The organism is Microbacterium sp., assembly GCF_049650565.1.
Taxonomy (GTDB): domain Bacteria; phylum Actinomycetota; class Actinomycetes; order Actinomycetales; family Microbacteriaceae; genus Microbacterium.
In genome coordinates, this window is record NZ_JBASAK010000054.1 from 37,795 (window position 1) to 52,391 (window position 14,597).

15 protein-coding genes and 1 tRNA gene are annotated in these 14,597 nt (G+C 68.5%); 7 read left to right on the top strand and 9 right to left on the bottom strand.

Going from position 1 to position 14,597, the window contains the following annotated elements; all coding sequences use genetic code 11:
* The first annotated feature begins 7 nt into the window (after window positions 1–7).
* Together WA967_RS10130 and WA967_RS10135 are read left to right on the top strand one after the other, a co-directional pair.
* The gene (locus tag WA967_RS10130; protein ID WP_424421956.1) at window positions 8–163 is read left to right on the top strand and encodes a hypothetical protein; all 156 of its coding nucleotides are present in this window, start codon (window positions 8–10) and stop codon (window positions 161–163) included.
* Window positions 160–771, top strand: coding sequence for an anthranilate synthase component II (locus WA967_RS10135; protein WP_424421958.1), 612 nt, complete (start codon window positions 160–162; stop codon window positions 769–771). Before WA967_RS10130 ends, WA967_RS10135 begins: the two co-directional genes overlap by 4 nt.
* On the opposite strand, the gene pknB is transcribed toward WA967_RS10135, so the two are convergent.
* From pknB to WA967_RS10170, 7 genes are all read right to left on the bottom strand, one after another.
* Window positions 765–2,465, bottom strand: a complete 1,701-nt coding sequence (gene pknB, locus WA967_RS10140; RefSeq protein WP_424421961.1) for a Stk1 family PASTA domain-containing Ser/Thr kinase — start codon at window positions 2,463–2,465, stop codon at window positions 765–767. The two genes, WA967_RS10135 and pknB, sit on opposite strands and share 7 nt — an antisense overlap.
* 60 nt (window positions 2,466–2,525) lie before the next feature.
* Complete coding sequence (locus tag WA967_RS10145; protein ID WP_424421963.1) at window positions 2,526–4,283, bottom strand: serine/threonine-protein kinase; 1,758 nt, start codon at window positions 4,281–4,283, stop codon at window positions 2,526–2,528.
* The gene (locus tag WA967_RS10150) at window positions 4,280–5,740 is read right to left on the bottom strand and encodes a peptidoglycan D,D-transpeptidase FtsI family protein (protein ID WP_424421966.1); all 1,461 of its coding nucleotides are present in this window, start codon (window positions 5,738–5,740) and stop codon (window positions 4,280–4,282) included. Before WA967_RS10150 ends, WA967_RS10145 begins: the two co-directional genes overlap by 4 nt.
* Window positions 5,741–5,812: 72 nt before the next feature.
* Window positions 5,813–7,195, bottom strand: a complete 1,383-nt coding sequence (locus WA967_RS10155; protein WP_424421970.1) for an FtsW/RodA/SpoVE family cell cycle protein — start codon at window positions 7,193–7,195, stop codon at window positions 5,813–5,815.
* Window positions 7,192–8,490 (bottom strand): PP2C family protein-serine/threonine phosphatase, encoded by a 1,299-nt coding sequence (locus WA967_RS10160; protein WP_424421973.1) that lies wholly within the window; start codon window positions 8,488–8,490, stop codon window positions 7,192–7,194. The genes WA967_RS10155 and WA967_RS10160 overlap by 4 nt, the downstream gene beginning before the upstream one ends.
* Window positions 8,491–8,503: 13 nt before the next feature.
* A complete protein-coding gene (locus WA967_RS10165) occupies window positions 8,504–9,001 on the bottom strand; it encodes an FHA domain-containing protein FhaB/FipA (protein ID WP_424421975.1) in 498 nt (165 codons plus the stop codon).
* Entirely contained in the window at window positions 8,998–9,702 is a 705-nt protein-coding gene (locus WA967_RS10170) for an FhaA domain-containing protein (RefSeq protein WP_424421977.1), read from the bottom strand. Before WA967_RS10170 ends, WA967_RS10165 begins: the two co-directional genes overlap by 4 nt.
* Window positions 9,703–9,899: 197 nt before the next feature.
* Here WA967_RS10170 and WA967_RS10175 point away from each other — a divergent pair.
* The 5 genes from WA967_RS10175 (at window position 9,900) to WA967_RS10195 (ending at window position 12,694) form a co-directional block, all read left to right on the top strand.
* Window positions 9,900–9,983: transfer RNA gene (locus WA967_RS10175), tRNA-Leu, on the top strand.
* Between the two features lie 232 nt (window positions 9,984–10,215).
* Window positions 10,216–10,608, top strand: coding sequence for a GntR family transcriptional regulator (locus WA967_RS10180; protein WP_424421980.1), 393 nt, complete (start codon window positions 10,216–10,218; stop codon window positions 10,606–10,608).
* Complete coding sequence (locus WA967_RS10185) at window positions 10,605–11,309, top strand: ABC transporter ATP-binding protein (protein ID WP_424421983.1); 705 nt, start codon at window positions 10,605–10,607, stop codon at window positions 11,307–11,309. The genes WA967_RS10180 and WA967_RS10185 overlap by 4 nt, the downstream gene beginning before the upstream one ends.
* Entirely contained in the window at window positions 11,306–12,121 is an 816-nt protein-coding gene (locus WA967_RS10190) for a hypothetical protein (protein WP_424421986.1), read from the top strand. The genes WA967_RS10185 and WA967_RS10190 overlap by 4 nt, the downstream gene beginning before the upstream one ends.
* A 366-nt stretch (window positions 12,122–12,487) precedes the next feature.
* Window positions 12,488–12,694, top strand: coding sequence for a cold-shock protein (locus tag WA967_RS10195; protein ID WP_311256060.1), 207 nt, complete (start codon window positions 12,488–12,490; stop codon window positions 12,692–12,694).
* Window positions 12,695–12,762: 68 nt separating this feature from the next.
* Here WA967_RS10195 and WA967_RS10200 read toward each other — a convergent pair whose 3' ends face one another.
* Window positions 12,763–14,085, bottom strand: coding sequence for a hypothetical protein (locus WA967_RS10200; protein WP_424421989.1), 1,323 nt, complete (start codon window positions 14,083–14,085; stop codon window positions 12,763–12,765).
* A gap of 46 nt (window positions 14,086–14,131) precedes the next feature.
* Window positions 14,132–14,551 (bottom strand): hypothetical protein, encoded by a 420-nt coding sequence (locus tag WA967_RS10205; protein WP_424421991.1) that lies wholly within the window; start codon window positions 14,549–14,551, stop codon window positions 14,132–14,134.
* Window positions 14,552–14,597 lie beyond the last annotated feature (46 nt).

Consider the following 14,597-nt stretch of genomic DNA (forward strand, 5'->3'; position numbering starts at 1 on the left):
AACGCCGATGTATGCAGCCCTGTGGCGCCTGCTGCCAGGACCGTGGTGGGTGCGCGTGATCATCCTGCTGATCGTGGTGGCCGCGATCCTGTATGCCCTGTTCTTCTACGTCTTCCCCTGGGTGAGCCCGTTCATCACGCCCGGCGAGGTCGACGTGTCGTGACCGTGCGCGTGCTGGTGGTCGACAACCACGACAGCTTCGTGCACACCCTGATCGGCTACCTGACCGAGCTGGGTGCGGACGTGACGATGGTCGAGGCGGATGCGCTGGATGCCGACAACCTGTCGGCCCGGCTCAGCGGTCACGACGCCGTCATGATCTCCCCCGGACCGGGCACGCCTGCCGACGCCGGTGCCTCTCTCGCGGTCGTGCGCGTCGCGGCGGAGAGGCGGATGCCGCTGCTGGGCGTGTGCCTGGGTCATCAGGCCATCGCCGAGGCCTTCGGCGGCACGGTCGGGCGCGCCCCCGAGCTCATGCACGGCATGGTCTCGCAGGTCACTCACGACGGGTCGGCGCTGTTCGCCGGCATCCGCTCCCCCTTCGCCGCCGGTCGCTACCACTCGCTGGCCGTCGACGAGGAGACCCTGCCGCGCGTCCTGCGGGTGACGGCGAGAGCAGAGCGCGGCACGATCATGGGCGTCGAGCACGAGAGCCTTCCCATCGTGGGCGTGCAGTTCCACCCCGAGAGCGTCCTCACCGAGCGCGGGCACCGGCTGCTGGGCAACTGGCTGGCGCGCGCCGCGCAGGCGGGATCAGCGACGAGTCACTGAGCGGCAGAGCAGTAGCTCAGGCCCACGGTCGACAGGATGGGCACCTCGCCGGGTGCGACCGACATCGACAGCACCGTGTTCGGCGCCTGCCCTTCGGCGCACGGCCCCAGGTCGTCCTTCGTGACCGTCAGCGAGAGCGCCTCGAGCTCCTTGGTCGCGGCATCGACGGTGAAGCCCGTCATGTCCTTGACCGTCACCTGGCCGTTGGCCACCACCAGGTTCACCGTGGTGCCCGGCGTGACCTGCGTTCCGGCCTTCTGACTGGACTGGAGGACGGTGCCGGCCTTGGCCGTCGGATTGTTGGTCTGCTCGACGGTGCCGAGCTTGAGCTTGGCGTCGGCGAGGATCTTCTCCGCGGCATCCTGCGAGAGGCCCTCGATCACGGGCATCTCGATGGTCTCGGCGCCGGTGGACACGTACAGCACGATCGATTCGCCCTTGGAGACCTTGGCACCCGTCGTCGGCTGCGAGCGGATGACCTGGCCCTCGGCGAAGTCCGCGCTGGACTCGTCGCGCACGTCGGTCTTCAGACCCTTGTCCTTGAGGTCGGCCTGGGCCTGGTCGAACGGCATGCCCACGAGATTCGGCACCGTGATGCTCGTGGTGGGCACCTCGGCGGGCTGGATCGACAGCCGTACGACCCAGAACAGCACCGAGACCAGCAGCACGGCCAGCAGCGCCACGCCCGCCCAGATCCACGCCACCGGAGGGCCGGACTGGGTGCGGGTCATGGTCGTGTCGGTGCTCAACTGGCGCAACGATCGGGCGATCTCCTGCGCCTGACGGGGGTTCGGCCCGTACAGCTCGCTGGTGAGCGCACCGATCTGCTTCTTCGTCAGCGGCTCGCCGGTGGTGGCCGCATCCAGCGAGGCGCGGAACGAGCCGGCATCCGGGAAGCGCTGGTACGGGTCCTTGGCCAGCGCGCGCAGCACCACGGCATCCAGTGCCCTCGGCAGCTCCTCGTCGACCTCGGACGGCGGAACGGGGGTCTCGCTGACGTGCTGGTAGGCGACGGCCACCGGGGAGTCGCCGCGGAACGGCTGCCGGCCGGTGAGCATCTCGTAGAGCACCACGCCCGTGGAATACAGGTCGGTGCGGGAGTCGACGGACTCGCCCTTCGCCTGCTCGGGAGAGAAGTATGCGGCGGTGCCGATGATCTGCGTGGTCTCGGCCACCGTCGACGACGAGTCGGAGACGGCACGGGCGATGCCGAAGTCCATCACCTTCACGGTCCCCGCCTTGGTGATCATCACGTTGCCGGGCTTGATGTCGCGGTGCACGACGCCGGCGCGGTGCGAGTAGTCGAGAGCCTCGAGGATGCCGTCGGTGTACCGCACGGCGTCGGCGACCGGCACGGGCCCCTTCGCGATGATGTCCTTCAGGAGGGTGCCGTGCACGAGCTCCATGACGATGTAGGGCTCGTCGCCGGCGCGCGCACCGGACGCGGAGCCGGGATCGCCGGCGTCGAACACGCGCACGATCGACGGGTGCGACATGCGGGATGCCGCCTGGGCCTCCATCCGGAACCGCGTGCGGAACGTGGTGTCGCGGGCCAGCTCGGGGTCGAGGATCTTGATCGCGACCTCGCGGCCGAGCGTCAGGTCGTAGCCGCGGTGCACCCGGGCCATGCCGCCCTGGCCGATCACCTCATCGACGCGGTAACGGTCGGCGAGAATGCGCGGCTCTGTCGACACGTCCCGTCTCCCCCTTGGTGCTCCTGAAACTCTCCAGCCAGATTACCCGGCCGTTCCTGACTATTGAGCGGGAGGCGGGTTGACGCCCTGAACCGGATCGGTGACCGCCGGCTGGATGCTGGTGGACGTGCCGGAGTTGGACATGTCGGATGCCCGGTCGCCGCAGTACGCGAGGTAGGTGGCCGTGACGGTCTTGCCGGCCGTGCCCGCGTCGACGACGATCACGGCGGAGCCGGTGCCCGGGGTGAAGCTCATGGTGGTCTTGGTCGGATCCGCCTTGAACTTGGCGTTGGTGAGCGTGACCTCGTACGAGGTGAGCGGGCCGGCGCCGGACGGGCAGACGTAGCTGTTCCAGTTGACGGTCGCCTCCTTGCCCTCGGTCACGGTGCCCGGGATGCTCGGCGCCGTCTGTGGCTTGGGGATGGCCACCTGATCGGTGTAGTAGAACATCCGGATGGTGGCTCCCACGTCCTGGTTGCCGCCGTCGTCGATCTGGTAGATCTTGCCGACCTGGTCCTGCGACTCGGCCGGGTTGCCCGGCTGGCAGTCTGCGATCAGGCCATTGTCATCCAGCGTCTTGGTGGCTTCGTCGCATTTCATGCCCTTGAGGTTCAGCGAGTCCACGTTCACGGTCGCCGGGGTGGTCGGAGTGGGCGAGTCCTCCGGTGTCGGCTCAGTCGACGGCGTCGTGATCGAACTCTTCGTCTTCGCCGGGGTCTTGTCGTCCTGGTTGGACAGCAGGCCGATCAGCGTGCCGCCCAGCGCCAGCACCAGAAGCGCGATCAGGGCGATCAGCGGCCACGTCCACGGGCTGCGCTTCTTCTTCTTCTTGGTCTCGCCGTCGAGCTCCGCGGCCTGCTCGGTGGGCAGCTGCGCGGTGGTCGGCATGATGGTTGTGGCGGCGCCGTCGCCCATCCCGGTGAGGATGCGCGTCGCGTCATCCGCGTTCGCCACACCGGCTCCGGCGATGGCCGGAACGGCGATGGCGGCGGAGTTGAGGTCGCCGCGCCGCAGCGCCTGCGCGGCGCGTGCGACGGTCGCCGCCGACGAGGGCCGGTCGGCGGGCTTCTTCGCGATCATCGACATCACGAGGTTCTGCACGGGCACGGGAACCGTCTGAGGCAGCGGCGGGGGCTGCTCGTTGATCTGCGCCATCGCGATGGCCACCTGCGACTCGCCCGTGAACGGGCGTTTGCCCGCCAGGCACTCGTAGGCGACGATGCCCAGCGAGTACACGTCGGTGGCGGGGGATGCCGAGTGGCCGGACGCCTGCTCGGGCGAGAGGTACTGCACGGTGCCCATCACCTGGCCGGTGGCGGTGAGCGGAACCTGGTCGGCGATGCGGGCGATGCCGAAGTCGGTGATCTTCACGCGGCCGTCGGGCGTGATCAGCAGGTTGCCGGGCTTGATGTCGCGGTGCACCAGTCCCGCGGCGTGGGCGGCCTGCAGAGCGGATGCCGTCTGCGCGACGTAGTCGAGCGTCTTGTCGGCGCTCAGCGCGCCGTCGCGCTCGAGGATCGTCGACAGCGCCTCGCCGGGCACCAGCTCCATGACCAGGAAGGCCGAGCCGTTCTCCTCGCCGTAGTCGAACACGCTGGCGATGCCCTCGTGGTTGACCAGAGCGGCGTGACGGGCCTCGGCGCGGAAGCGCTCCAGGAAGCCCGGATCGCCCATGTACTCGTCCTTGAGGATCTTGATGGCGACCGTGCGTCCGATGACGTGATCGGTCGCCTCCCACACCTCGCCCATGCCGCCGATCGCGATCCGCGACTGCAGCTCGTAGCGCCCACCGAACGACACACCCTGCGTCGGCCTCATCTGCCCAGCACCGCCTCTATGACTTTCTTCGCAATCGGGGCGGCGATCCCATCGCCGGAACCCGACTGTCCCTTACCACCGCCGTCTTCGACGGCGACTGCCACCGCAACCTTCGGATTCTCCGCCGGCGCGAAACCTGTGAACCACAGGGTGTATGGATTCCCGCCGTTCTCTGCGGTTCCCGTCTTTCCGGCGACGTCGACGCCGTCTATTCTTGCACCCGTCGCGGCTCCCGAAGCCACGCCCTGCACCATCGCGGCGGTCAGCGTCTTGGCCTGCTCGGCGCTCATCACCTGGTCGAGAGCCTCGTCGGTGTACTTCTTGTAGGGCGCGAAGTCGTCGGCGATGATCGCGTCCACCATCCGCGGCTTCATCACCGCTCCCCCGTTGGCGATGCCGGCGGCCACCATGGCCATCTGCAGCGGCGTCGTTCGAACATCGCCCTGGCCGAATCCGGTCAGCGCGGTCTGCGGGGCATTGAGCCCGTCCGGGTACGTGGACGGCGTCACGGCGAGCGGGACGTCGAGCTCGGAGTTGAACCCGTACTTCTCGGCCGTGGCACGGACCGTGTCATCCCCCAGCTCGACGGCCAGCTCGGCCATCGGTATGTTGCAGCTGAGCCGGATCGCGTCAGCGATCGTGGCGGTCTCGCCGGGCCCGCAGGTGCCGCTCCAGGCGTTGGAGATCTGCCGCGAGGTGCCCGGCAGCGTGTAGCGCGCGGGGTTCGGCAGCGTCGACTCCATCGTGTACTTGCCGGACTCCAGGGCGGCCGTCGCGACCACGAGCTTGAACGTGGAGCCGGGAGGGTTCAGATTGCCGGCGATGGCCCGGTTGTACAGCGGCTTCAGCGGGTCGGCGACCAGCCGATCGTGCTCCGCGTCGACTGCGGAGGTGTCGTGTGCGGCCAGCTTGTTGGTGTCGAAACCCGGGGTGGAGACCATGGCCAGCACGCGGCCGGTGGACGGCTCGAGCGCCACCACCGCGCCCTTGTAGCCGTTCTCGTTCAGCGCATCCCATGCGGCCTTCTGCACCGCCGCGCTCATGGTCAACTGGGCGCTGAGTCCCTGCTGGGGCTGGCCGGACAGGATGCGCTCCACCTCGGCGACCAGCGAGTTCGAGCTCGAGCCGGAGAGCTCGGGGTTCAGCGCCCGCTCGATGCCGGTCGAGGACTGCAGCGCCGGGTTGTAGTAGCCGGTGACGGGCGCCCACATCGCCGCATCCGTGTAGACCCGCTGGTACTGGTAGCGATCCGCCACCGGCACGGACGTGGCGATGGCGTTGCCGCCGACCAGCAGCGACCCGCGCTGGATCTGGTAGCTGTCCAGCCGCGTGCGGGTGTTGGCCGGGTTCTGCGCGAGGTTGTCGGCATCCACCACCTGGATCCAGCTCGTGGCGATGAACAGGGCGATGAACATCGCGAGGATGACGAAACTGAGACGTCGCAATTCTCTAGTCATGCGACACCCCCCGGGGTGGAGTGCACACCGGCTCCTGAGCGAGGAGCGGAGCGACGAGTCGAAGGCCCTTCGTCATCCGATCACCACCCGGGGCTGACGGCGCACGCCGTCGCTGATGCGCAGCAGCAGTGCGACGATGAGCCAGTTGGCGACCAGCGACGAGCCGCCGGCCGCCAGGAACGGCGTGGTCAGACCCGTCAGCGGGATGACGCGGGTCACGCCGCCGACCATGATGAACACCTGCAGCGCGAGCGTGAACGAGAGGCCGGTGGCCAGCAGCTTGCCGAAGTCGTCTTGACCTGCCAGTCCGATGCGCAGGCCGCGGCTGACGAACACCATGTACAGGCAGAGGATCGCGAACAGCCCGACGATGCCGAGCTCTTCGCCGAGGCTCGGGATGATGTAGTCGCTGTTGGCGAGCGGCGTGATCTGCGGGCGGCCCTGGCCCCAGCCGGTGCCGATGAGGCCGCCGCGTGCCAGGCCGAAGATGCCCTCGACGAGCTGGTAGCTGCCGCCCTGCTTGCCGATGATGTCGGGGTTGAATGCGTCCAGCCAGTTGGTGAAGCGGCGCTGCACGTACGCCAGCACCCGTGTGGCCAGGAACGCGCCGATGGCGACACCGGCCAGGCCGATGAGCACCCAGCTGGTCTTGCCGGTGGCGACGTAGAGCATGGCGATGAACATGCCGAACAGCAGCACGCCGGTGCCGAGGTCGCGCTGGGTGACGATGATCAGCAGCGACAGGAGCCACACCACCAGCACGGGACCCAGCTCGCGCATGCGCGGCCACGTCATCCCGAGGAAGCGGGTGCCGACCGAGCTGAGGCTCTCGCGGGTGCGCACCAGGTAGCCGGCGAAGAAGACGGCCAGGCAGATCTTGGCCAGCTCTCCCGGCTGGAATGAGATGAAGCCGCCCAGCGACACCCACACGTCGGCGTTGGAGCCGCGGGCCTTGAGCCCCGGGATGAACGGCAGGATCAGCAGCACGATCCCGGCCAGGCCGAAGATGTACGTGTACCGGTACAGCACGCGGTAGTTGCGCAGCGCGATCACCAGGGCGATGACGCCCGCCAGCGAGATGGCGGTCCACGCGAGCTGCTTGTTGGAGAAGGCCGGCCAGCCGGAGAGCTGCTTGGCGATGTCGATGCGGTAGATCATCGCGATGCCCAGGCCCGTCAGCAGGGTCGCGATGGGGAGCACGAAGGGGTCGGCATCGGATGCCACGGCGCGCAGCACCACGTGCACGGCGAACACGAGCACGGCGAGGCCGCCGCCGATGACGAGGATCATCGGGTCGATGGTGTGCAGGGCGCCCAGCTGCACGAGCGTGAGGGCGCCGCCTGCCAGCAGCAGGGCGAACAGCAGCAGCCAGAACTCCCGGTTGCGCTGCTTCTGCGGCATCCGGGTCCTCTTCAGCGCCTTCAGGACGCTGGTGTCGGCGGCGACGTCGGTCATGGCGTCGGCGCCTCCGTCGGGGTCGGCGTCTCCGGCACGGGCGACGGGATCGGGACGGGCACGGGCGGCAGCGCGCTGACGCGCAGGCGCTCGGTGATGGCGATCGCGTCGGCGTACGAGCGGGCGTTGATGGTGCGCTCCACTGACGCGCGCTGGTAGTTGGGCAGGTCGGCCAGCAGGATGAACGTGTCCTTGACCTCGGTGGACAGCTTGATGGGGCCGAGGTCCTGCTGAACGCCGCGGTAGATCACCACGCTGTCGTCGTCGGCGCCGACGAAGTAGCGCGTCTGCGTCCAGTTGTAGGCGAGGATGCCGGCTCCCACCAGTGCGAGCAGCACGACCACCAGCGCCGCCAGCCAGGCGATGCGGCGGCGGTTGCGGCGGCGCTTGTCCTCTTCGATGATCTCCTCGAAGTAGTCCGAGTCGGGCTCGAAGTGGCTGGGCTCGTTGGCGGCCTGCAGCACGGGGTGCAGCCACCCGCTGAGCGAGGCGCGCGCGGCGGGCACCGGGAGGCTGGTCGGGTTGGATGCCGCGCCGACGACCGTCGGGGTGCCGGAGGAGAGCGGATGCGCGCCGCCGACGTCCACGAGCACGACCGTGACGTTGTCGGGGGCGCCGCCGTCGAGAGCCTGCTTGAGCAGGATGTCGGCGGTGCGGCCGGGGGCGAGCCCGTGGCTCATGGCCTTCGCGATGTGCACGTCGTCGACCACACCGGACAGGCCGTCTGAGCACAGCAGCCACCGGTCTCCGGGGCGGGTGGGCATGACGAACAGGTCCAGGTCCGGGGCGATGTCCATGTCGCTGAGCACGCGCATGAGCACGGAGCGGCGGGGGTGGTACCTGGCCTCCTCGAGCGTGATGCGGCCCGAGTCGACCAGCCGCTGCACGAACGTGTGGTCGGTGGTGATCTGGGTGAGGGCGTCGTCGCGGTACAGGTAGATGCGCGAGTCGCCGATGTGGCCGATGACAGCGTGGTCATCGACCATGATGATGGCGCTGAGCGTGGTGCCCAGGCCCGCCAGCTCGGGGCGCTCCTTCGACGCGCGCACCAGATCGCCCGCGGCGGTGGTGGCGGCGGCCTGCAGGGTCGCCTGCGCGTCGTCGGTGGAGTCGTAGTGCTGGTCCAGGTCCTTCATGCGGCCGATGGCGATGCTCGAGGCGACGTCTCCGCCGGCGTGTCCGCCCATGCCGTCGGCGACGACGAACAGGTTGGCCCCGGAGTAGCCGGAGTCCTGGTTGTTGGAGCGGACCTTCCCGGTGTGGGAGATCGCGACGCTGGAGCCCTCGAAGACCATCGGGATGCGGGCCCTACGCTCGCAGCTCGAAGGTCGTGGCGCCCACCTTGATGGGGGTGCCGATCTGCACCTGCACGGGCTTGTCGCTGAGCTTCTGGCCGTTCAGAAAGGTGCCGTTGGTGGAGCCGAGATCCTGCAGCGTCCAGATGTCGCCGCGGCGGGTGAGCCTGGCGTGGTGGCTGGAGGTGTAGTCGTCGCGGATCACCAGGCCCGATTCGCTGGAGCGCCCGATGGAGAGGGAGTCGGCGGTGCCCAGCGGCACGTCGAGACCCTCCTTGGGGCCGGAGGTGATGACCAGATGCGATGCGGCCTTGGCGTGCGAGCCGCTGCCCGGGCGCGGAGCCTGGTGCACGGGCGCGGGAGGTGCGGATGCTGCGGCTTCGCCGGCGGGCATCTTGCGCACGCGGACGCCGAACAGATCGGCGCGCAGCGAGTAGACCACCGCGAACACGAAGAACCACAGCATCACCAGGAAGACGATGCGAAGGACCAGCAGCAGGAGCTCGCTCATCGCAGGGCCCCCGCTCTGCTTCCGGGGGTTCCTGAGCCCGTCGAAGGGACGACGCGGAAGGTCAGCTGCGTGCGCCCGATGGTGAAGGTGGAGCCGGGGGCGAGCGGGGCCTCGCGCACCTTCTGCCCCTCGACCTTGGTGCCGTTGGTGGAGCCCAGATCACGCAGCATCGCGCGTTCGCCGTCCCACAGCACCTCGGCGTGGCGGCGGCTGGAGCCGGCATCCGAGATGGTGATGGTCGCATCGCTGCCGCGGCCGATGATGGTCCGCGCGCTGGTGAGGACGTGCTGCCCGCCGTCGACCTCGATGACGCCCTGCCAGGTGACGCCGCTCTCCACCGAGGAGGAGCTCACGCGCACCGTGCCGGTGGCGACGTGCTCGTCGGCCTCGATGATGATGTGCAGCGGGCCGGCGAAGCTGTACCCCTGGGTGCGGGCGTGCTTGGTCAGCAGGGCGTACAGCTCGTCGTTCAGGGCGCCGCCGAGGCCCCGCATCCGCTCGTCGTCGTCGGGGCTGAGGCGCACGAGGTAGTCGCTGGGGGTGATGATGCGGTCGCGGCTGACCACGGCCGCCCTGGTGTCGGCCTCGCGGCGCAGGGCGGAGGCGATCTCGACGGGCTGGATGCCGCTGCGGAAGGTCTTGGCGAACGCGCTGTTCACTGCGCGCTCGAGACCTTTCTCAAAGCTGTCAAGTAGTCCCACAAGGTTCCTCTGGCATGCCGACTGGTACGGCCATCGTAGCCAGCCCCGCTGAATGCGCGCTTCATCGGGCGTGATTCCGGCGGGATGGCGGGGACGGGCGCTGTCTGGAGGTGACGCGCGCGGAGTGCGCGCGGAGTATGAGGCACGCGTTTCGTCATGTTAGTGTTAGCAGGTTGAGTTCTCCGGAACGAGACACTGCGCGAGTGGCGGAATAGGTAGACGCGCTGGCTTCAGGTGCCAGTGCCTGCAAGGGCGTGGGGGTTCAAGTCCCCCCTCGCGCACAAACGAGAAAGACCCCGGTCCGAAGGATCCGGGGTCTTTCTCATTTGTGAACGCAGGGTGGCACCTTGGAGCGGCCGCGAGGGAATCAAGCCCCCCTCGCGCACCTTCTGGGAAGCGATCCTCATGACCGATTCATACGCCGCCACCGGCCGACGGATGTGAACGCAGCTCACCGTCTCTTGCATCTGTACCACTGTTGTAATACAGTGAGACAAGAACGAAGGAGAGCGGATGCTGATCGACGACTCCCGTCCGATCTGGGCTCAGCTCGCCTCCGAGTTCCGCCGCCGGATCGCGGCGGGCGAGTGGTCGCCGGGGGCGAAGGTCCCCTCGGTGCGCGAACTGGCCCTCGAGCTCGGCGTGAACCCCAACACCGTTCAGAAGGCGCTCGGCGAGGTGGACCGGCAGGGTCTGACCACGACCGAGCGCACGGCCGGCCGATTCGTCACCCAGGACGAGGGGGCCGTCGCCGCCGGGCGCGCCGCGCTCGCAGCATCCACCGCCGACGGCTTCGTCCAGGCGGCACACGGCCTCGGCATGTCGCTTGAGGACGCCACCGACCTGCTGGCCCGCCGTTGGGCCGACGCCGAGGGCACGCACACCACCGGAGAGGAAGCGCGATGACCACGCAATCCGCCATCAAGATCACCGGACTCACCAAGTCCTACCGCGGCAGACCTGCCCTGAACGGCCTGGACCTGAACCTGGCTCCCGGCCAGATCGTCGGACTGATGGGCGACAACGGCTCGGGCAAGACCACGTTGCTGAAGATCCTGGCCGGTGTGCTGGCCGACTGGCAGGGCGAGGTGCGCGTCGTCGGACACGTTCCCGGACCGGAGTCCAAGGCTCTGGTGTCGTTCCTTCCGGACGCGTCGTTCCTGCCCGACTCGCATGAGCCGGCGGACTCCATCGCCCAGTTCGCGCGCTTCTTCGCGGACTTCGATGCGGCGAAGGCCCGGGAGATGGTCGACTTCTTCGGCCTCCCGTGGGACCGCACGCTCAAGGAGATGTCCAAGGGCATGCGTGAGAAGCTGCAGATCTCACTGGCCATGTCGCGCCGCGCGGAGGTCTATCTGCTGGATGAGCCCATCTCGGGCGTCGATCCGGCATCGCGCGACGTGATCCTGCGCGGCATCCTTCAGAACTTCGACGAGGACGCCCTGATGCTCATCTCCACCCATCTCATCCAGGACGTCGAGCAGATCGTCGACTCTGTGCTGTTCCTCAAGGACGGGCGGATGCTGCTGCAGGGCGAGGCCGACGCGCTTCGCGCCGAGCACGGCTCCAGCCTGGACGCGCTCTTCCGAAAGGTGTACGCATCATGATCGGCACACTGCTCGCGCAGGAGTTCCGCTCCACGCGCAAGAACCTGCTCTCGACCGTCGGGGTCGCGCTGCTCGTGGTCCTCGTCTCGCTCACGCTCACCGCCCTGAAGGTGCCCGTGCTCGGATCCGTGACGATGCTGCTCGGGATCGCCGTCGCCGTCGCTGTCACGCCGATCGTGCTGGGGCTGCTGGTGGAGAACTACTGGCGCTCGATGTACGGCCGCGAGGGCTATTTCACCATGGCGCTGCCGGTGCGCGGGCGCACGCTGTTCGCGGCCAAGGCTCTCTACGGGTTCGTGGTCGCGCTGGTCGCGCTGCTGATCACTCTCGCGGGACTGCTGGGCGCGGGGACCGCCTACGCGCTCGCCATCGGTCGCGACCCCGGCGAGTTCCTCCGCGAGGGCCTCGCCATGATCCAGCCGTGGATGGTGTGGTTCGGCGTGATCGTCGCGCTGCTGCAGGTGGGCTACCTGGTGGTCGCCGGCGCCGCCATCATGAGCATCGGCGCTCAGGGCCGGTTCAACCACCTCGGCTTCGGCGCGCCGGTCATCGGCGGCGTGATCGTGTACGTCGTCATGCAGATCGTCACGTTCGCGGCGATCCTCTTCATCCCTCTCGGCGTGGTGCTCACAGGAGAGGATGCCGGCAGCGTCGCTGCCGACGGGATGCTGCCCGGTTTCATCGCCTCGATCCAGCACCAAGCGGCCCCGCACGTGCTGGGCCTGGGCTTCGTCGTCACGAGCCTCGCCGCGATCGTGCTGCTGGCCTGGTGGGGCATCCGCTCGATCGAACGGCACACCTCGCTGCGCTGACGCGGGTCTCCTCGATGAGATGGTGAGAGCAAGAGCAGCGCGCCGGGCATCCCTCAGAGGAAGGTCGCCAGGGGGCTCTCATGATTTGTCCCCCAAAAGGGGGACAAATCGGCGCGAAGTTGTGTACACTGAAGTCTGACGCACCCTCCGGTCGTCTTCGGCCCTCATCGCTCCCCCCGCGGTGAGGGCCAACTTATTCTGCCTCGGAGCGGTCCCGACCCTTTCAGGCGTGCATCGAGTCCATCTCCTCATGCAACATTTCGGTCACCTTCTGCTGACCACTGTTGCCGGGCGCGTCGGCTGGGATAGCGTTAGCGACAGTCGGTGCATCCTGCGTCGGCATCGCAACAAGCAGAACGGCAGTAAATGAGCACCCAGGGCACGGTCAAGTGGTTCAACTCGGAGAAGGGCTTCGGCTTCATCTCCCCCGACGACGGAGGCGCTGACGTGTTCGCGCACTACTCCGCAATCCAGTCTTCCGGCTACCGCTCCCTCGACGAGAACCAGCGCGTCGAGTTCGATGTGGCGCAGGGCCCCAAGGGCCTGCAGGCTGAGAACATCCGCCCTATCTGAGGCGAATGACAGAAGAACCCCGCCGGTCCTCTCGGATCCGGCGGGGTTCTTCTGCATGAGGAGTCGGGTCAGGCGTCGACCTTCTCGCTCTTGCGCACGGCGCGGCGGCTGCCCTCGGGTGCCTTCTGCGCTGCGGCCTGGGCGGCCTCGAAAGCCTCCTGCGCGGCACGGGCGGCCAGGAACAGGCCCTCGCGGTTCAGGTGGCGCGAGTAGCGGGCATCCAGGTACAGCACCGGCACGTCGCCGGCGGCCTTGATCAGCTCGGGGTACAGCTCGTCCTTGATGGGGCCGGAGCCGCCGCCGTAGACGTACACGACCTCGGTGGACTCGCCGGACTGGCTCAGTGTCTCGCTGAACGCGCGGCGGATCTGCTCGACCAGGTGCTTCACGTCGGGTTCCACCAGGTGCACTGCACGGGTGTGGCGGTTGCGCTGCAGCACCGACGGGGTGGACTGCAAGAAGTCCGCGAGCTGCTTGCGGCTGGTGAAGCGCAGGTCGGCCTCGTCCTGACGGTCCAGGGCGTTCTCGAGGATGGTGCCGTAGCCCATGTCGAGGGTCGAGGCGGCCTCGGCGTTGAACCTGCCGTTGGTGAACACCGGGAAGTTCACGGTGCCCTCGCCGATGTCGATGCCCACGGTGTTCTGCGCGGCGACGAGGTCGGCGCCGGTCACCCCGGGGAGGATGTCGGCCTCGCGGGTGCGCAGGTCGGCCAGCAGGGCGTCGGCCAGGGGCTCGCCCTTCTCGGAGATGGCGTACTGGGCGGAAGCGCCCTCGGCCACGACCTGCACATCGTCGAACTCGATGCGCACGCTGACGGGGGTGTTGAAGTTCTTGATCGTGACCAGGTGCACGGCCGAGCCCTTGGAGCCGATGAACTCGCCGGCGTAGCCGTAGCGGCGGGCGACGAACTCGCTGATCGGCAGGGCGAGGCCCGTGCGCACGCGCACGCGCAGCTCGTGGTCGGGCAGCGCGTCGTGCTCGCGCACGTAGTCGCGCAGCGCCTTGGCCGCGTACACGCCCAGCACGAGGATCTTGCTGAGCTGCTGGTCGGCCTTGCTGGCGTGGCCGTCGTGCACCTCGAACTCGCTGAACACCGAGCCGCGCACGCTGAGCGCGGAACGGCCGAAGATGCGGCGGTCGTTGTCGGACACCAGTGGCGACGAGAACGAGGCGTCGAGGCGGTTGTAGAAGTCCTCCTCGGCATCGCTCATGGTCTGCGGCGCCTCGGCGTCCTCCAGCGGCACCTTCGGCGACTGCCGCGGGGTGGCCACGATCGCGCTGGGCAGGTCGATGCGGTCCCGCACCCCGGTGTCGGTGTTGAGGATCATGCCCTTGACGTAGCCGTTTCCGACGTCGATGCCGCCGGTCAGGTGGATGATGTCCGAGCTCATGGGAAGGCCTTTCGTTCCGAGTCGTCGGTGTAATTGTGGAGGATGCTCATAGACCGAGCAGGTCGTCGATGGTCGCCGTCGCCGCGCTGGGAGCCGCACGCTCCCGGCGGGTCCTCGCCGGGGCGGGTTCGGCATCCGGCTCCTCGTCGGGTTCGGCATCCGCGGGGGCGGGCGCCGTGCGCGCCGCCGGCCGGGGCTTCTTCGAGGCGGGCAGCGGCGCTGCGGTGGGCTCGGGGGATTCCGGCCGATCGTCGTCGGGCAGCTGCTCCCCGACGTACACGGGGATCGCCGGTGGGCGCACCGGACGGTTCGCCACGTCGACGAAGCCCTCGCGGGCGACGGACTCGCGGATCAGCCGACGCACGGACTCGGAAGCCGAGAACTGCAGATCGAGCCATTCGGTGACAGTGGTATCGGCAGCGGGCACGATGAGCTGCACCTTGCGCATGCTCGGCGCTTCAGCCACTGCTGCTCCTTCACGTCATGGCGCGCGTCATCGGCAATGTCGCGCC